The sequence below is a fragment of the Actinomyces ihuae genome, from assembly GCF_001457875.1.
GTDB classification, from domain to species: domain Bacteria; phylum Actinomycetota; class Actinomycetes; order Actinomycetales; family Actinomycetaceae; genus Pauljensenia; species Pauljensenia radingae_A.
The window spans coordinates 965,337-983,900 of sequence record NZ_CZPX01000005.1; the positions used below are offsets into that span (position 1 = coordinate 965,337).

General features: G+C 59.5%; 12 protein-coding genes and 1 pseudogene. 5 read left to right on the top strand and 8 right to left on the bottom strand.

What is annotated here, in order from left to right; genetic code table 11:
- Window positions 1-74 precede the first annotated feature (74 nt).
- The 5 genes and pseudogenes from BN3002_RS11500 to BN3002_RS08925 form a co-directional block, all read right to left on the bottom strand.
- Window positions 75-392 (bottom strand): annotated as a pseudogene (locus BN3002_RS11500) (acetylxylan esterase); the annotation flags it as partial.
- A 139-nt stretch (window positions 393-531) separates the two neighbouring features.
- A complete protein-coding gene (locus BN3002_RS08910) occupies window positions 532-2,265 on the bottom strand; it encodes a dipeptide ABC transporter ATP-binding protein (RefSeq protein WP_058237928.1) in 1,734 nt (577 codons plus the stop codon).
- 191 nt (window positions 2,266-2,456) lie between these two features.
- Window positions 2,457-3,431 (bottom strand): ABC transporter permease, encoded by a 975-nt coding sequence (locus tag BN3002_RS08915; RefSeq protein ID WP_058237537.1) that lies wholly within the window; start codon window positions 3,429-3,431, stop codon window positions 2,457-2,459.
- Complete coding sequence (locus tag BN3002_RS08920; RefSeq protein WP_058237538.1) at window positions 3,424-4,350, bottom strand: ABC transporter permease; 927 nt, start codon at window positions 4,348-4,350, stop codon at window positions 3,424-3,426. Before BN3002_RS08920 ends, BN3002_RS08915 begins: the two co-directional genes overlap by 8 nt.
- Before the next feature lie 394 nt (window positions 4,351-4,744).
- Window positions 4,745-6,361 (bottom strand): peptide ABC transporter substrate-binding protein, encoded by a 1,617-nt coding sequence (locus BN3002_RS08925; protein ID WP_058237539.1) that lies wholly within the window; start codon window positions 6,359-6,361, stop codon window positions 4,745-4,747.
- A 334-nt stretch (window positions 6,362-6,695) separates the two neighbouring features.
- Between BN3002_RS08925 and coaE the strand changes: the two genes are divergently transcribed.
- The gene (gene coaE, locus BN3002_RS08930; protein ID WP_082628622.1) at window positions 6,696-7,388 is read left to right on the top strand and encodes a dephospho-CoA kinase; all 693 of its coding nucleotides are present in this window, start codon (window positions 6,696-6,698) and stop codon (window positions 7,386-7,388) included.
- Window positions 7,389-7,445: 57 nt separating this feature from the next.
- Here coaE and BN3002_RS08935 read toward each other — a convergent pair whose 3' ends face one another.
- The 3 genes from BN3002_RS08935 to BN3002_RS08945 all read right to left on the bottom strand — a co-directional run bounded on the left by BN3002_RS08935 (window position 7,446) and on the right by BN3002_RS08945 (window position 14,202).
- On the bottom strand, window positions 7,446-11,894 hold the full coding sequence (locus BN3002_RS08935) for a lamin tail domain-containing protein (protein ID WP_058237540.1): 4,449 nt from the start codon (window positions 11,892-11,894) through the stop codon (window positions 7,446-7,448).
- A 122-nt stretch (window positions 11,895-12,016) separates the two neighbouring features.
- Window positions 12,017-13,411, bottom strand: coding sequence for a family 4 glycosyl hydrolase (locus tag BN3002_RS08940; protein ID WP_058237541.1), 1,395 nt, complete (start codon window positions 13,409-13,411; stop codon window positions 12,017-12,019).
- A complete protein-coding gene (locus BN3002_RS08945) occupies window positions 13,408-14,202 on the bottom strand; it encodes a DeoR/GlpR family DNA-binding transcription regulator (protein ID WP_058237542.1) in 795 nt (264 codons plus the stop codon). Before BN3002_RS08945 ends, BN3002_RS08940 begins: the two co-directional genes overlap by 4 nt.
- A 131-nt stretch (window positions 14,203-14,333) precedes the next feature.
- Here BN3002_RS08945 and BN3002_RS08950 point away from each other — a divergent pair, with 131 nt between their 5' ends.
- The 4 genes from BN3002_RS08950 to BN3002_RS08965 all read left to right on the top strand — a co-directional run bounded on the left by BN3002_RS08950 (window position 14,334) and on the right by BN3002_RS08965 (window position 18,558).
- Window positions 14,334-15,311 carry a carbohydrate kinase family protein gene (locus BN3002_RS08950; protein ID WP_058237543.1) on the top strand — a complete coding sequence of 326 codons (978 nt, stop codon included), beginning with the start codon at window positions 14,334-14,336 and terminating at the stop codon, window positions 15,309-15,311.
- A gap of 27 nt (window positions 15,312-15,338) precedes the next feature.
- A complete protein-coding gene (locus BN3002_RS08955) occupies window positions 15,339-16,718 on the top strand; it encodes an ABC transporter substrate-binding protein (protein ID WP_257525594.1) in 1,380 nt (459 codons plus the stop codon).
- Window positions 16,719-16,810: 92 nt separating this feature from the next.
- A complete protein-coding gene (locus tag BN3002_RS08960) occupies window positions 16,811-17,752 on the top strand; it encodes a carbohydrate ABC transporter permease (RefSeq protein WP_058237930.1) in 942 nt (313 codons plus the stop codon).
- The gene (locus BN3002_RS08965; protein ID WP_058237545.1) at window positions 17,749-18,558 is read left to right on the top strand and encodes a carbohydrate ABC transporter permease; all 810 of its coding nucleotides are present in this window, start codon (window positions 17,749-17,751) and stop codon (window positions 18,556-18,558) included. Before BN3002_RS08960 ends, BN3002_RS08965 begins: the two co-directional genes overlap by 4 nt.
- Window positions 18,559-18,564 lie beyond the last annotated feature (6 nt).

The following is an 18,564-nucleotide window of genomic DNA, read 5'->3' on the forward strand; positions in this document are numbered from 1 at the left end:
CGGTGACGATGACTCGTCGAGCAGTGCGCGCAGCCACGTGAGCTGCTTGCTCCCTTCACTATCTGGCCACCTTCGTGCTGATTGAAGGGGTAGACGACGATTTCGGGGGCGTCCCCGGTCTGCGATGCGTCAGTCCTGCCCCACCAGTTTCGCGCCGCAAACACGGTCGAAGGTGGGCAGGTCATATCCATCTCCCCTGTTGAAAACAGAGCCGGCGTGCCGACAGTGACTCTCTTCGCCAGGTTCACTGCGTCGAAGTTGGACAGCGTGGTGAACACCGTGGCCACCTTGTGGCGCATGATCGACAGGTAGCGGAAAATTTCCTCGTAGGGTTCCTGTCCCGTCATGCCAGCGGCGCGTTCGAAGTGGCACAGGAACGGTACGTCCGGCATGGCTGCGAAACCCGGTGGTTCAGTGCGGTCGCTGCAATTGTGAGGCCGCCGCCCTAGCTTCCTCCGGCAGTGATGATCCGGTCCAGGCGTCGCTATGCGGCCCTGGCACTTGCCGACAGAGTTTGCCGCTGAGGGGTTCCTACAGGTTGAGCTGGATGGCTCGTCCCGGCACTGCGTCGATCAGCTCGCGCGTGTAGTCCTGCTTGGGGTGATCGAACAGTTCGTCGGACGGTGCCGCCTCGACGAGCTTGCCGTGCTCCATCACCACCACGTCATCAGCGATCTGACGCACCACCGCCAGGTCGTGCGTGATGAACAAGTAGGACAGCGAGAACTGTGCCTGCAGGTCATTAAGCAGGTGCAGAATCTGGTTCTGCACCAGCACGTCGAGGGCAGAGACAGCCTCGTCCAGCACAATCACTTCGGGCTTCAGTGCCAGGGCGCGGGCCACGGCGACGCGCTGACGCTGCCCACCGGACAGTTCGTTCGGATAGCGCCGCATGACCGAGCGCGGCAGAGCGACCAGGTCAAGCAGTTCCTGGGCCCGTGCGATGCGCTCCTTCTTGTTTCCGATCTTATGAACCTTCAGTGGTTCCTCGATAATGCGGAAGATCGAGTACATCGGGTCCAGTGACCCATAGGGATTCTGGAAGACAACCTGGAGCTTGCGGCGCAACTCAAACAGCTCTTTGGATGAGAATTGCGACGTGTCCTGCCCTTTGAAGAACACCTTGCCTTCGGTGGGAGTGAGCAAGTTGAGCACCATGTTGGCCACAGTGGACTTACCGGAACCGGATTCACCCACCAATGCCAGGGTTGTGCCCTTGCGCAATCCGAACGTGACGTCGTCAACGGCGCGCAGTTCCTTGGCTTCGCCGCGCGCACCGCGCACGTCAAAGACTTTCGTCAGATGTTCGACGCGCACGATCTCCTCGGTGGAGGACGCACCTGCTCCTGTACCGGTGAGTTCTTCGTCCGTCACTTTCACGCCGCGGGCGTGGGCGGACTCGATACGTGCCGATGCGAGCGAGGGGGCCGCCGACACCAGTCGCTTCGTGTACGGATGCTGCGGATGCTGCAGGATCTCCAGCGCGGGCCCGGATTCCACGATACGTCCGCGGTGCATGACGACCAGCTGCTCGGCGCGTTCAGCCGCCAGGCCAAGGTCGTGAGTAATGAACAGGACGGCTGTGCCCAGCTCACGAGTCATTGTGCCCAGGTGGTCAAGGATGCGGCGCTGAACTGTCACATCCAACGCGGAGGTCGGTTCGTCGGCAATGAGCAGCTTCGGGCGGGCAGCCAGACCGATCGCGATCAGGACGCGCTGGCGCATACCGCCGGAAAATTCGTGTGGGAACTGCTTGGTCCTCTTGCCGCCACCGGCAAGTCCGGCCTCTTCAAGCAGGTCTGCCACGCGCTGACCCACCTGCGAGGTGGGGACCACGTTGTTGGCCCGCAGAGCCTCACCGACCTGCTTACCGATACGGGTCACAGGGTTGAGGTTCGTCATCGGGTCCTGTGGGACCAGACCAATACCGGATCCACGCAGCTTCACCCACTCTTTAGTGGACAGATGCGTGGTGTCCTTGCCGTCAAATTCAATGCTTCCGCCTGTGACTTCACCGGTGCCGGGCAGCAGGCCGATGATCGCAGAGGCAGTCGTTGACTTGCCGGAACCGGACTCACCCACAATTGCCACGGTCTGGCCGGGGTAGATCGTCAGGTTGACTCCGCGCACGGCGGGAACTTTGCCGGTGGACGTGGTGAACGTGACTTCAAGGTCTTTGAGCTTGAGCAGCGGTTCAGCGTCATCTGGGTGGATGTCGCCTTGGTCTCGTGAATGCTCATTGACCACTTCTGGCGCATCGGACATGACAGTGCGGGTAACCAGCTTTTCGAGGCGTTCGTCTGTCAGCTCAGCGTCGGTCGAGTCACCCTCGTCAACGTCGGGCATAAAGCGGTTGTCACCCGAGTCGGAACTGGCCGGGTTGGGTGTGACCGGTCGCGACGCGGCGAACGTGGGGTCGTCGGGGTCAGGTGTCAGATCTGGATTACGTGGAGTTGTCACTTCTTACGCGCCTTCGGATCGAGGGCGTCACGCACGGCGTCGCCCATCATGATGAAGCTCAAAACGGTCAGTGCCAGCGCGATAGCCGGGTAGAACAGAACCATGGGCTGAACGCGCAGGGATGCTTGTGCCATCGAAATGTCGCCACCCCAGGACACCACGGACGACGGCAGACCGATACCCATGAATGACAGGGAGGCTTCGGCAACGATGAATGTTCCCAGTGCCACGGTTGCGTAGACGATCACCGGTGCCATTGCGTTCGGCAGGATGTGGCTGACCACGATATGCCAGCTCGATGCGCCGGTCGCGCGCGCTGCCGTCACGAATTCCTCGTTCTTGGTGGACATGACGGCGCCGCGGGTGATGCGCGCAATCTGCGTCCACCCGAAGCATGCCAGCACCAGGACGACCATCCACACATTGCGGTTGTCGCGGAACATCTGCATGAACACGATTGCGGCAAGGAGCAGCGGAACCGCGAAGAAGATGTCGATAATGCGGGAGATCACAGCGTCAACCCAGCCACCGAGGTATCCGGCGAGGGCGCCCAGCGATCCGCCGATCAGGACGACGGCGATGGTCGTGAAGACACCGACCGTCACTGAGGCGCGAGCGCCGTAGATGACGCGCGCGTAGATATCGCAGCCCTGTCGTTCGAAGCCGAAGGGGTGCCCGGGACCGGCTGGTTCAAGTGAATTGCCCAGTTCGCAAAAACGCGGGTCCTGTGAGGTGAACAGCTGCGGCACGAAGGCCATGAGGAGCGCGATGAAGATGATGATGGCTGCCACCCAGAACATGGGGCGCTTGCGCAGCTGCTTCCACGCTTCACCCCACATGGATGAGGGTGCTGAATCGTCAGCTACGGCGTCGACGGCACCCAGGCCGGTCTCGTCAATTTCAGAGACGTAGTGCTGTTGTCCATGGCGAGTGCGCTCAATGGACGCGGAAGGAATCAGATTCTCACTCATAGCGGATCCTCGGGTCGAGCCAGGCGTACAGAAGGTCAACGATCAGGTTCGCGATGATGTAGACAAGCACGAGCACAGTCGTGAAGGACACCACCGTTGCCGGCTCGCCCTTGATGACTGCTTGCCACAGCGTGCCGCCTACACCGTTGATGTTGAAAATGCCTTCTGTGATGATGGCGCCACCCATGAGGGCGCCGAGGTCACCGCCGAGGAATGTCACGACGGGGATCAGTGAGTTGCGCAGAATGTGGCGGCGCATGACCTGTCCGTTCGACAGGCCTTTTGCCCGCGCAGTGCGCACGAAGTCGGCCGCGGTGTGCTCAGACACTGACTGGCGCGTCAGTCGCAAGACGTAAGCCAGCGATTGGGCGCCCAGTACTATCGCCGGCATCAAAAGATTGGTGATCGTAGTCTTACTGCCCACCGTCGGTGGCAGGATGCCCCATTTCACGCCGACCAGGAACTGGAGTACGAAGCCGATAACGAAGGTCGGTACTGAGATGACCACGAGGGACAGAACCAGAACCGTTGAGTCGAAGAAGCCGCCTCGGCGCATGCCGGCGATGACACCGAAACCCACACCGAGGATCGCTTCGAAAAGCAGCGCCATCACTGCAAGCTTGATGGTGATGGGGAAGGCTCCCGCCATTACTTCGGCAACTGGACGACCCGAGAAGGTGGTTCCGAAATCGAGAGTGAAGACGCCCTTGAGGTACAGCAGGTACTGCATGTACAAAGGCTTGTCGAGGTTGTATTCCGCACGGATACGCGCCTGTACTTCCGGGTTGAGGCCACGGTCGCCTCCCAGGGCGGCAACGGGATCACCAGGCATCAGGTACACCATTGCGAAAATCAGGAACGTGGCTCCGAAGAAGACCGGGATGATCTGGAGGAGCCGTCGTCCGATATATCGGGACATTGGGTATTTCCTTCGGGGTGGACAGGACATGCTCGCCCCTCTGATTGCTCAGAATCGCGTGCATGTGTGCTACAGGATCACGGAGCTGACGCCTCGCGATCGTTTCGGCCACTCACCTTTTGCCGTGAGACCTGCCAACGTCGAATGTTCAACATCGTGCAAACTTCACGCCAAAATATGCAAGCTTCGCTTGGTGAGCGTATCACTAATTCTTTTAGTCTTGGGAGCCGAGTCGACTCTTGAGCGGCATTCGCGTCACTTTTGCACTGTATGACCCATCACATCAGAGACATGTTTGTGCAGGTCACTCGGTTGGACGTGAACATAGTTCTGTGGCGAACAGGGCATTCCTGGTCGCCACAGAACTATGTAGTGCTGATCTATACGGAGCAGATCACTGCTTGGTGATCAGGTAGTACATCGGAACGCTGTGCCAGTCGAATTTCACGTTGTCCACGTTCTCCGACCAGCCGGCGACCACGTTCGAGTACCACAGCGGGATTGCCGGCAGATCCTGGAAGAGGATCTCCTGGGCCTGATCCAGCAGCTTGTTGGACTCTTCCAGCGAGCTTGCGCCCGAGGACTTGGTCAGCAGTTCATCGAATGCAGGGTTCGAATAATTGCCGTCGTTCGCACTTGCGCCGGTGGCGTAAATCGGTGCCAGGAAGTTGTACTTACCGGGGTAGTCAGCCTGCCATCCGGCTCGCATGGCTCCCTTGATGGCGCCGTTGGTGACGTCGTCACGCAGTGACTTGAAGTCCGGGTAGGGGTTGCCTTCCGCTTCGATTCCGAGGGTGTTCTTGATGGAGTTGACCGTTGCGTCAACCCAACCCTGGTGACCGCCGTCAGAGTTGTAGGCAATGGTGAACTTGCCTTCGAACGGAGCGATGGCCTCAGCCTGTGCCCACAGTTCCTTCGCCTTGTCGGCATCGTAGGTCAGAACCTCGCTGCCGGGGATCGAGTCGTTGAAGCCGTCAACGACTGGTGAGGTGAAGTCCTTGGCAGGGGTGCGGGTACCGGAGAAGATCTTCTCGGTGACTTCTTCACGGTTGATCGCGTAGGAGATCGCCTGGCGACGCAGCTTGCCTTCTTCACCGGTGAAGTGCTCAAGGTCGTTCGGAATGGTGAATGCCTGGAAGATAGCAGCAGGCTGGTTCACCGAGCGCCCGTTGAGCTCGCTTTCGTAGGTCTGGAATGCGTTTTCAGGGATGGCGTCCAGCACGTCGAGGTTGTTGCCCACGAGGTCCTGGTAGGCCGCGTCCTGCTTGGCGTAGAAGGTGAAGTGGAGTCCACCGTTCTGCGGAGTGCGCTCACCCTTGTACTCGGGGTTCGGGACCAGTGAGAAGCCTTCGTTGTGAACCCATGCGCCTTCGCCGTCAGCCATGTAGGGGCCGTTGCCGACCGGGTTCTCGCCGCCGGCTTTAGGATCAGCCAGAGTAGAGTCGGGCAGCGGGTAGAAAGCTGAGTAGCCCAGACGCTGTTCGAAGTCAGCTTCCGGCTGCTTGAGCTTGATGGTGAAGGTGGTGTCGTCCACGACCTCGAGGCCGGTCAGATCGCCGTTGCCTTCCTCATCGGCACCTTCGATGGGTGCGAAGAAGTAAGCGGAGAGCATGGCCTCTTTTGCACCGAGCTTCCATGCCTCAACGAAGTTCTTGGCCTTCAGATCGGAGCCGTCAGAGAACTTCAGGCCTTCCTTCAGTTTGACGGTGTAGGTCTGATGGTCGTCAGTTTCGATGGACTCGGCCATTTCCATGTGGCTTGCGCCTGTCTCATCGTAGTAAGTCAGTCCGGCGAACAGCACGTCAAGAAGACGGCCACCGCCCGTTTCGTTCGTGTTCGCAGGGATCAGCGGGTTCTGAGGTTCAGATCCGTTGACCTCGACAATGCCGCCTGATGCTGCGGCACCGCTTTCACCACCGTTTCCTGATTGGTCGCCGCTGCCGCCGCCGCATGCGGTCAGTGCAAGGGCGAGGGCGGCCGGAACCGCCAGCCATGTTCTCTTAATCCTCATGGGATGCCTCCTGATTTTTATGCAGGTGCTTCTGGGCCGCTGTGTCACATACACAGGACACGGATGCCAGATGTCACAGACACTATCGATCAATCTGCCTCAAAGCGTTGAGAGTTCACCATGTGGAAGCTACAATTTGGTCACGAATTATCACGAAATGATCAAGAACTCGTCTTCATCATTGGAAACAAGCCGAAAGCTCACGTGGTGTCGTCGCGTCACTTTGAGACAAACCCTCATCTTTGCCTCAACTAATTGTGTCTGACTTCACACACTTTGGTCAAGACTTCGCCATGGGACCGTCACCAATTGATTTGTGACTACCCTTGAGTGCATGAAACCCAGCGCTGCAGGTCACGTCATCACGTGCGGAGAGGCACACGCGACGGCACTCCGCACACCGGAGCGTCGCATCACGCAACCGCCTGACGCACTACGTATCGGCATCAGCGGCGGAATCGGTTCCGGTAAGTCGGCGGTGGCGGACGTTTTTGCCCGCCACCATGCCACCGTCGCAGATGCCGACCAGATTGCCAGGGAGATCGTCGCACCCGGTTCACCCGCGCTGCACAACATCGCGCAGGCGTTCGGCACGGACATTCTCAACGCCGACGGCTCGTTGAATCGTCCGGCGCTGGCACAGCTCGTTTTTTCTGATCCGGCGCGGCGCACCCGCCTGGAGGCATTCACTCATCCGCGTATTGCTCGCGAGTCGGCGCGCATACTCGCCAGCGCACCTCCCGGCACCTTCGCTGTCTACGACGTTCCTCTGTTGGTCGAGGGTGGCCTGGCATCCACCTTTGACGTCGTCATCATGGTGGGTGCTCCGGTGCAGATCCGAGTCGAACGCCTCGTGAGCCGTGGTCTGACAGCTGACGATGCCCGCGAGCGCATCGATTCTCAGGCCAGTGAAGCTGAGCGACGGGCGGTGAGCGATGTGTGGATCGCGAACACGGGCACGGTCGCTGACCTCAATCAGGTGGTCGACCGACTCATCGACGAGTGGCTGACACCGCTGCTGTCATAGGCAGGCTCCCCACACCACCAGATGGCAGTGCGGGGAGTCTGACCAGATCCCTATCTGTCAGTGCGTATGACGGCGACGTCGCGTCGCCACCATCACGGCGCCCGCCATGCCGATCACGCTGACCGCTGCGAGCAGACCGCCATCAGCGCCGGTGGCTGACAGGTGACGCCCTCCCGCAGATACGTTTGGCGATGCACCGGGTTGCGCTGATTGACCGTGGCCGCGGTTCTGATCGGTTCCCGGCTCGGTCGGCTGAGTGCCCGGCTCGGTCGGCTCACCGACAGGCACCGCTGTGAACGTCAATACCGGTGAGATCACTTCACCACCGTTGACATCGCTGACCACCACGTACCAGCTATGTGTCCCCACCGGCACATCTTTCCACGTCGCACTGGCAGTGCCAGGTGTGGCAACACCCTCGGCAGTCCCAATGAGTCGGGTGGACAGCACGTCCGCGGAGAAGGTGTCCGTGCTGAGCACGCGCTGTGAAGGTGTGATTCCCAGCTGCGCATATGAGACATCGAAATGCTGGTACTCATACGGATTGTCGGAGCTGCCCAACAGCCCCTGATCATCGGAATTGTAACGCTGCAGCGAAGGTGAATACGTGCGTACCATCATGCGCTGGCCTTCGTTGTCGAAATGCAGCAAGCGCAGGTAGCCCTGGCCACCCTCGGGAAGTGCCTGGTAGTCGAAGAGCATCGATGTCACGGTGCGCTCCGCTACGCCGTCCCCATCGTCATCGAAGCTGTCCGTGCGGGTGAACGCATCGTGGTAGTGCCCCGACATCACCATCCGCACATTCGGGTTCGTGGCGACGACCTCATCAAGGATGCGCTGCGGGATCGGACCGAGCCCACCGGTCGTCAGCATGAATTCGTGCAGGTCGATGATTGCGATGCGGTCCGGGTGAGCGGCCAGCACCTGATTCATCCATTCAATTTCCGCGTCCCCTGGTCCCCAGCCCTGGTAGACGGCAATGAAGTCGATGCCTCCGGCGGAGAACAGATCGAAGTGTCCGCGGTTGTCCTCATATGAGCCGCCGTACCACGGGTTAGCAGCGAAGCGTGCCTCACCGAAGTTCTTCGAATACTCCGAGTAGTCGTTGGCAAGGTGGCCAACATCGTGATTTCCTGCCAGAACGCCATAAGGGAATCCCGCCTCATCGAGCGTGCGATACGCCGGATTGGCACGGTCCCACTGATGCTGCTGGTCGAAGTCGTCGATAATGTCACCTGTGTGGAACAGGTACTGGATATTCATGTTGGCCCGCTGATCCAGCAGGTACTGGTGGATGGCGAGCTGATGTGGGTAGTAGTCGTCGCGCTCGTTGTAGTACTGCGTGTCCGATTCCCAGGCGAGCGTGAAATCGTACGTGGAGCGCGCCTCGTCGTCGGCGTGCGCGGGAGTGACGGTGGACTCACGCGTCGTCAGGTTCTTCCCGGCCCACCCGTCGGAATGCTGGATCAGCACGGTAATCACACCATCATGCGCATACGTATCTGTCTTGACGAGGGCGTCCAGGTCAAATTTTTCGTACGCACCATCTGCTGCAGACGCGGCGCGCGTGCTGGCCGAATCCGTGCCTGGGCCAGTGATGTGGCGGTCGACCTCATCCCAGGATCCGTCAGCGGCGCGCACGCGCATCGACACCTGAGCGTTCCGTTCAGCCTGTCCGGACCAGTGCACACGCACCGTGCTGCCAGCGTCGCTGTCGCTGACAGGAATCTCGAACAGTTCATACGGGAAGGCATCATCTGAGGTGACCTGTTTGACCACATCATCATCCTGGGCAAGCTGCTCGATCTCGTCACTGGTGAGCGGACGAGCTGACTCACGCTCAGCTTGGGCAGCGTCATTCACTGTTCCGGAGGCGGTGCGAATGGTGCTGTTGTCCACGCGTTCACCTTCGTAGAATTTTGCGGTGACCTGGTCGCCTGCTTCATCATCCACGTGGGCGCTCAGTACCACATCGCCGGCTTCCACACGGGCACCATCACCAGGAGTGAAGGTTGCAACCGTGGGGTCTTCCACGGGCGTCGTGAAGTGGGTGGTGACAGTTGCGGAGTTCCCCAGTTTGTCGACGGCAATGACGGTCAGTTCGTGGTTGCCGGCCGGCAGTGTCGTCGACGAGGTGGTCAGCGGAAGGGTGATGTCCTTGCCGTCGAGTGTTGCGCTGAGTGAATCCAGTCCAATCCCACTGTCAGTGGCGGTGGGATTGACGGTGATGTCACCCTGGAGCAGGGCGCCCTCGTCAATGTGTGTCTCGATGACCGGAGCCGTGTTGTCGACCCGCAGGACGCGTGTGACGTTGTGCTGGGTGCCGTCCACTGTTGCCTGCGCGGTGATGGTGTGCGTGCCGTCTATTGCTGTCGTGGTGTCCCACGCGTGGCGAGCGCCGGTGAACGCGTCGTCAGGAATGTCGAACGTCGCGTCAAAGAAATCGTGCTTGCCTGTGGAATCGCCCATGCGCAGCCATTGTGTGGCATCGGAGTATCCGCGTGGGGTGAGCGTGCGTCCGTCCGGCAGGATCAGTCGCAATGCACGCACATCGAAATCGTCGTTGTTTTCGTTCTCGTCGATCCCGGGTTTGGCTTTGGTACCCGCGTAGATCGAGGCGGTTACGGTCTGTCCGTCCATGTAGACCAGGGGAACGGGCGTCGAAATGGTCGTGATCTCGCTGTAGGTACCCTCATCGAAAACCGTCAGGATGTCGCCATTGGGGGCCAGCACGCCGTTGCGGAAGAACGTGTCAGTCTGCGTGGCTTCGAAGGCGAAGACGGGCTCACCTTCCAGTGAGGCTTCCGTCAGCACGTTCGTGCCATCGATCGTCATCGTGATTGACGAGGGGGCATCGGTCGCCGCAATCAGGTCGGTGGTGCCGGACACCCAGTCATTATCGGCGTGGTTGATACGCAAGGGGTCAGTGGTTGCTCCCTGGATGGCAACTCGTACGGGAGCGGTGGTTTTGGTGAAGGTTCCGTCCGTGTAGGTCAGCGTGTAGTCGAACCAGCGTTTGCCGGTCATGTCAGCGGCAGGCACCTCGAAGGTGAAGTGCGTGACGTCTTCGCTGTCATGTGTCAAGTTGATCGCGCGCGAATCTTGATCGGCGCTTGACTTCATGTTCAGTGTCACCGTCTTGACGCTGGTGTTGTCCGTGATGGTGAAGTCGAATGTCAGTGGCTGGTCGGCGCGAACTGTGGATGGGGTGGCATCTGTCAGCGCCGGTTCCTGCGTGTCTGCGGCCAGCGCGACCAGGGGCCTGGGGAGCTGGGCAGCCATCAGTGTGCCCGGCGATGCCGGGTGAGTGCCAATGCGGCCCTGTGTGGTGAGGTCGTCCGTGTTCACGCAGAAATGGAATCCCTTGTTGTATTCGACCTCTTTGCCGTTCATGTTGTAGTAGGCCCGGTTAATGACCGTGCCGGTATTCGTCTGGATCTGCATGCCGCGAGCGCCACCATTGGCCATGCCACCTGAGTAGATTTCCACCAGGTCCTGGCCCATAGTCAGCGACGTACCCCACTGCTTGTTGAAATCGGCTGCGCCCAGATCATTGTTGTTGCCGTTCCTGATCCAGAACACCAGGGTTTTTCCGGGTTGGATCACGACGTTGTCAGGGGTGGAGGGCCACAGTGCCGAGCTCTTCGAATCGGGGTACAGGTAGCTGAGCGTGTAGTTGGAGAAATCGATGGGCTGGTCGGTGGTGTTGGCAATCTCAATGAACTCATAGCCATCTGAGCCGGACACGTTATCTGTGTCGGGTACGAGTTCGGTGATCATCAGAGGTGCTGCCGTGTCAGGTGCGTCCTGTGCCGACGTGGGGTCATCGGGGTCTGGCTGACCTGACTGGTCGCCCGGATCTGGCTGAGAGGTGCGGACGAACTGTTCGTCGCGGACAGTGCCAGGTGTTGCAGTGGCCTGCGACGCCAGCAACGTCATCGACTGGGTGTCTGATACGGCGAATTCTGCGACTTTGTTGGCTCCAACGGATCCGGCCGGGTAGTACGACCACGATTCGATTTGCCCGTCTTTGAGGACCCGGATTCCGCGCTCACCTTTATTGGCCATACCTGCCTGGCCGGTGATGCGCACAATCCTGGCTGTGTTGCTCATGGACCAGTTGGTGCGAAAATCTGCGTCCGTGCGAGCAAAGGAATCGAGGTTCTTCGCCGTGTAGGACAGCCACATGATGATTGTTTCGCCTGGGCTGAGGGTCAGGTTGGCGTCGTCAACCGTCAGTTGTTTGTCCTGGGATCGGTCATCGGAATCGGCGTAAGTGTAAGCGAAAGAGTACTTCTGTTCAGCAAGGTTGATCGCCGCATCCGTCGTGTTGTGGATTTCGAAGTATTCGTATTCGTCAGAGCCGGTATTGTCGGGCGCAATCTCCGTGATCATGAGCGGCGGAGCGATGGTCTCAGCCTGTGCCGGGCCACCGCTCCACACGCTCGTCATCATCAGAGCTGCCGCCACTCCCATAATGAGGGCACGAGGTCGAACTGAAAACATGTGTATGTACTCCATCAGTCAGCAAAAATCACTATGACTTCACTGACGCTAATGACGCAGTTCAACCACCCGGTAAACACTGCCTAACGTGTAGGTCTACCGGTGTGTGAGCCTTCTTTCCTTTATTCGAAAACCTTCGCGATCTGGGGACTTTGGTCGATGTAACCCTCCAGCACGCGGCGTGCCACGGCAACGGAATCGACCAATGGGTGGTTGGCCATTGCGCGCCATGCAAGGGTGCTGTCCCCCTGCGTTGCCGCTTCGATCACGAGTTCCTCACACCCCTTGACGGTGGTGATGAGTCCGAGTTCGGGACCGGTCACAGGCCGCACGTGCTGCGGATGAACTCCGTCAGCGTCGACGCGACAGGGCACTTCAATCACCGCGTCTTCGCGCAATTGCGGCACGATCAGATCACCGTCCGCATCCGAGTTGCCCACACCCAGGATCATGCGTGCGCGTGTGCCGGTGGTCAGCGAGTTCATCAAATCGAAGGCGACCTGCTGGTAGCCACCTGCGGCGATGTCTTCGTCACGACGGTTGGCGCGGTCTTCCTCATCACGGGATTCGGCCATGTAGGTCGCTTCGCGCTCGTCATGGACCCTGGTCCATGCGGCTGCGGCATCGTGGTCGCTCGCTCCGGCAGCTTCGTCATAGAAAGCGCTTTGCTGCTTGTCGAGGAATTCGCCGCGTGTAGCCTTTTCCTGCCTGATCCGGGCGACTGATTCGCGGTTGAGGTAGTAGTAGAAGAGGTATTCGTTGGGCAACATTCCCAGTGCGCGCACCCACTCAAAACCGATTGTGCGTGCCTCTTCGATGTGATCCAACGCGGCATCGTCGGCCAACAGGTCAGGCAGACGATCTGTGCCGTCCAGTTCCAGCGACCGCAGCCACCCTAGGTGGTTCAGGCCCACGTAGTCGAATGTGAGACGAGGATCGTCCTGGTCAACCCAGTGATGATCGATGCCTGCCGCCGCGCTGACACGGCGCACCAGTCCGATCGGCGTATCGCAAATACCAATCACACGGGAGCCCAGTTCGCGCCGCATCGCCTGAGTAATGATTCCGGCAGGATTCGTAAAGTTGATGACCCACGCATCGGGAGCCACCTCGCGCACTGCACGAGCCAGTTCCATCGCGATGGGCAGTGTACGGAACGCATAGGCATAGCCACCCACCCCGACCGTTTCCTGTCCGAGGATTCCTTCGGCCAGCGCAACACGCTCGTCAGTGACACGTCCGGCTGTGCCGCCCACTCGTATGGCTGAGAAGACGAAGTTGGCTCCCGTGAGGGCCTGGCGCAGGTCGGTGGAGGCGGTCAGTGTCGGTGGATGGGCGAAATCCATTCCGCGGATGACCGCCATCATGACGTCGAGCCTGCGCTGATCGATGTCATAGAGGGCCACTTCGTCGACGTTCAGGCCGCTATGAGGCCCCTTGCCCTCGCGTGCTGCTGAAAGAACTTCGATGATCTGCGGGACGCGGAATCCGCCTCCGCCTGCAATTACAAGTTTCATGCGCTGATCACTTTCGTGTTTGTTCCCTCAAGCTCTGCCAGTGAGGGGGTGGTGGATATTTCGGCGGTCGTCACAACACCCGTCAAGTCACTGAGATGGCACACGGTCAGCAGGCCTGATCCCGGAAACTTGTCCGATGACGCGACGGCGAAGGTTTGTTCAGAATGCGCGATGATTGATTTCTTGATGGGCACTTCCATTCCGGTCGAATCCATCAAAGCGCCGGAATGGCGGACACCCGAGGTGCCAACGAATGCGATGTCAGCTCTGATTGCCTCCAGTGCATGTTCAGTGAGGCTGCCGACCAGTGACAGGTAGTTTGTTCGCAACACACCACCCAGTACGACAAGCGTTGCTTCACATTCGCCTCGCAGTTCGTCTGCGACAGCCAGGGAGGCAGTGACAACGGTCACGTCGCGATGCCTGAGATGGCGGGCCACCATCACGCCGGTGGTGCCGATGTCGATGAGGACGACCGACTGATCGGGTACGAGGGCTGCAGCTGACCTGCCGATACGATCCTTCTCTTCGGCTGATCGCATAGCAACCGTGGCAAAAGGCAGGTCCTGTGTATCGTGAGGGGATTCGCTCAGGGCTCTAAAGCTGGGTACACCGCCGTGAATTCCGCCGCCGCGCACGCGCGTCAGTGCGCCTTGCTCATCCAGACGGTTCAGGTCGCGCCGAATCGTTGACTCGGAGGTGCCGAAGTGCTGTGCCAGATCGGATACTGACATACTGCCGCGGTCATGTACCAAGTCAAGGATTCTGGCACGACGCTGATAAGCCAACATAGTGCCAATTATAACGAAATTCTTTCAATTGTGAGCAATATTGGTCATTTGCAAGCACAATGCGCCGAAATATCGCTACAGTGTGATGAGAACAAGATCACGTTCAGTTCCACATTGGCAAGGAGGCATCCGTGGGCACTGTGTCGTCAGATGGATCAACCTGCGTCATTGGCCCTGTCTTCCTTGACGTTGTCATGTCGGGACTTGCAGGCCCCCCGCGCCCAGGTGAAGAACAATGGGTATCAGGATGCGCCATCACTGCAGGTGGAGCAGCAAACCAGGCCATCGCTATTGCGCGTTTACTTCAGGCGCCTGACACAGACGATTCCTCCCGTCCACGCCTGGTCACCACTATCGGCCAGGATCGAGCAGGTCATCTGGTGGCCGACATCCTGACCAGTGAAGGTATTGACCTGAGGTGGGCGAGCAGATGTGACCGCCAGAATGTCACGACGTCGCTGGCATTCAACGGTGACCGGGCAATGGTGACCTATGGCTCGGAGAGCGTCTCACTGTTGGCAGATGTCATCCAGGGGGATCACCCGGCCGCCCTCGTCGCTGACATGAATGCGATTAACGCCAACCACGACAGCATTGCTCAGTGGGGTGATGTGTGGGTGCTGGGCGATGTTGGTTGGGACCCAAGCGGGCAGTGGGATATCAACAATCTGCGCGGCCTTGACGTCACCGATGTGTTCACTCCCAACGAGACTGAAGCGATGCGTTACACACGCACCGACAGCGTCGAGGAGGCAGCCCGGGCACTGTCGAAGAAGGTGCCGCTGGTGGTTGTCACCTGCGGGCCGAGGGGAGCTGTCGCCTGCGATGGGACGGAGCTGTTCACGGTCCCGGCCCTGGATATCCCTGTTGTTGACCCGACGGGAGCCGGAGACGTGTTCTCAGCGGGCCTGACCTTCGCTCACCATGCGGGGCTCGCACCGCGCGCCGCAGTTTCCCTGGCAATCGCTGCCAGTAACTACACCGTTCGCTTCCCCGGCGGCTCATCCAGCGCGCCGACCGGCTCCGACCTGCACCACTGGGTCACGAGCCTTTCGCGAGACCTCACCAAGGGACTTGACCTGACTTTTCTTGATGTACTCAACGTTTAAATGACACGACCGAAAGGATGTAACACGATGAAGTATTCTTCTCACGGCTCGGCAATGGTTGCCGGACTGGCGTGCCTGGCACTGATGGCGGGGTGTGCTCCCAGCGGCGGAAACGGAGGCCAGACCAGTGGCGACTCCGGCTCCCAGTCGACGGCAGCATCCGAAGTATCAACCGATATTTCGAACGCCCCCGAACAGACACTTGTGGTGTGGGACCAGGAAGTGCGCGGCGGCCAGAATGAACAGATCGAGCGCCTCAACAAAGCGTTCATGGAGAAGTACCCGAACATCACCATCGAGCGCAACTCCCAGTCCTTTGACGATCTGCAGACCACACTGCGTCTGGCTCTGACCGGCGCGGATGCGCCTGACGTTGTGCAGGCCAACAACTCGCGTTCCATGATGGGCCAGTTCGTCCAAGCTGGACAGATCCAGTGCCTCGACCCCTATGTGGAGGCCTACAAGTGGAACGAAACCTTCGCTGAAGGCATCCTGGCGAACTCTTCGTACTCCTCTGATGCCACCAAGTTCGGTGAAGGCTGCGTCTACGGTCTGCCGCAGGTCGGCGAATCAGTGGGGATCTACTACTCGAAGGCCAAGCTCGCTGACCTCGGTCTGAAGGAGCCCACAACCTGGCAGGAACTGGCCGACCAGCTGCCGACCATCAAGGAAGCCGGTGAAACACCGCTGATGCTCGGTAACGTCGAGAAGTGGCCGGGACTGCACGTCTTCGGCGTCGTGCAGGGCGCACATGTGGACGCAGATACCGTGCGTTCGCTCGGCTTCGGTAACGCAGGTGCTTCGTGGAAGACACCGGAAAACGTTGCTGCCGCCACGCAGATCCAGGAATGGGCCAAGAACGGTTTCTTCAACGACGGCTTCAACGGCGCTGACTACGACAGCACCTGGCAGGATTTCGCTGGCGGCAAGGGCGTGTACCTGATTGCCGGTTCATGGCTCGCACCTGACCTGCTCGAAGCAATGGGTGAAGATGTCGGCTTCATGCTGCCGCCAATGGCCGAAGGAATGGATGCGCCGCAGACCACCGGCGGCACCGGATTGCCGTTCGCCATCACGTCAGCCGCCAAGGATGTCAACGTCGCTGCGGCCTACATCGACTTCCTGACGAACGCCGATGCGATGAAGGTTCTGGCTGAAACCGGAAACGTGCCCGTCAACGATACGGCTACCTACGCCGCCAACGAGAAGGGCGTCGTGGCCGATGTCATGAACGCCTTCGACACGTTGACGAACTCCGGCAACGTTCTGCCGTACCTCGACTACGCCACCCCGACCTTCGATCAGGTTCTTGGTGACGCACTGCAGGGACTGCTTGATTCGAAGATCACCCCTGACCAGTTCGTCGACACTCTGGAGACGGCGTACACCGAATTCACCAACCAATAATGCAGCCGGTCGCCCTCGTTCGTCTTTCATGATCAACGAGGGCGACCCATCCGCTTTTTATATCCGTTCGCGTGTACATTGAGGAGGCTTCGATGACCAACCACACCGGCGGTGCACAGACAGCGACCGCCACTAGTTCACGCCCCGCACGTGGACGCAACAGGTCACGCGCACAGTCACGGTGGGCCATGTCGATTGCTCTGCTGGCACTGCCAGTGCTGGTGTACGGCGCATTCATGCTGTACCCCATCGGTCGCGTCATCACCCTGTCGTTCTACAAGTGGGATGGCCTGGGCGTAGGAACATGGGCAGGGTTCAACAACTACGTCACAACATTCACCGACCCCAGGCTGTTGGACGCCTTTTGGCATGCTCTTGTCCTCATCATTTTCTACGCGGTGTTCCCACTGATCATCGGCCTCGTCCTGGCGACACTGCTGACACGCTCAAGCGTGCGCGGGCTCGGATTTTTCCGAACCGTCGTCTTCCTGCCACAGGTCATCGCCATGGTGGTGCTGGCCATTTCGTGGCGTGAAATTTACGCGCCCGACGGGCTGCTCAACCGTGTGCTCCGGGCGATCGGTCTGGGCGGACTTGCCAGGCCGTGGCTCGGTGACTACTCGACGGCGCTGATCGCCGTGGGCCTGATCGGCACATGGGTGTCCACCGGCCTGGTAACCGTCCTGCTCATGTCCGGAATTGCGCGCATCCCGCGCGAATACTACGAGGCAGCCATGCTTGACGGCGCTGGGTGGTTTCGCCGCTTCTGGTCCGTCACTATTCCAAGCGTGCGTGGTGAAATCCTCGTCTCACTGACCCTGACGGTGATCGCAGCGCTGAAGACATTCGATCTGGTCTACATGACGACATCGGGCGGCCCCGGCACATCCACAACCGTGCCGTCCTACGAGGTCTACAACCAGGCGTTCCGACTCGGACAGGTGGGAACGGCCTCGTCACTGGCGGTCGTACTAACACTGGTGATCTTCCTGATCAATCTGACCATCAACCTGTGGGGGGAAAAGGACCAATGAAAACTTCTCCCGCTGAAAAAGTTGTCAGCTACATCGTGTTGATCTTCTTTGCGCTGCAGTCCCTGATCCCCATTCTGTATGTCCTGTTCCTGTCGTTGAGTTCAGAGAAAATCAACGACTCGTCGTGGGGACACATCGAGAACTTCGCGAAGGCGTGGAGCCAGGGTAAGTTCTCGCTGTACATGAAGAACTCGGCGATGATCGCCGTGGTTGTCGTGACGTCGGCACTGGTGCTCTCACTGATGAGCGGCTACGTGCTCGGCATTTTGCGCCCGCCTGGCTCCAACGTTCTGTTCTACGTGTTCCTCCTGGGCATCATGGTGCCGTCCGAAGCGATCATCCTGCCGTTGTTCTACGATCTTCGCACCCTCGGACTCACCGACACGCTCTGGGCGGTGGCGCTGCCACAGATTGCGCAGTCACTGGCATTCGGCACATTCTGGATGCGCGCGTTTTTCCGCTCAGTTAACCCATCCATCCTGGAGGCTGCCCGGCTTGACGGCGCCGGTGACATCCGAATCCTGTGGTCGATCCTGCTTCCACTGGCACGTCCCGCAATCGTGACTCAGATTGTGCTGACGTTCATGTGGACGTGGAACGACTTCCTGATCCCGCTGGTCATGTCACCGACCGGCAGGATGCGCACCGCCCCGTTGAGTCTGGCATTCTTCCAGGGCCAGTACACCACCGGATCCACGCTCCTGGCAGCCGGAGCGGTTCTTGTTGCATTGCCTATGGTGATCCTCTTCCTCGCCCTGCAGCGCAGCTTCATTTCCGGAATGACCGAAGGAGCAGTTAAAGGCTGATATTTG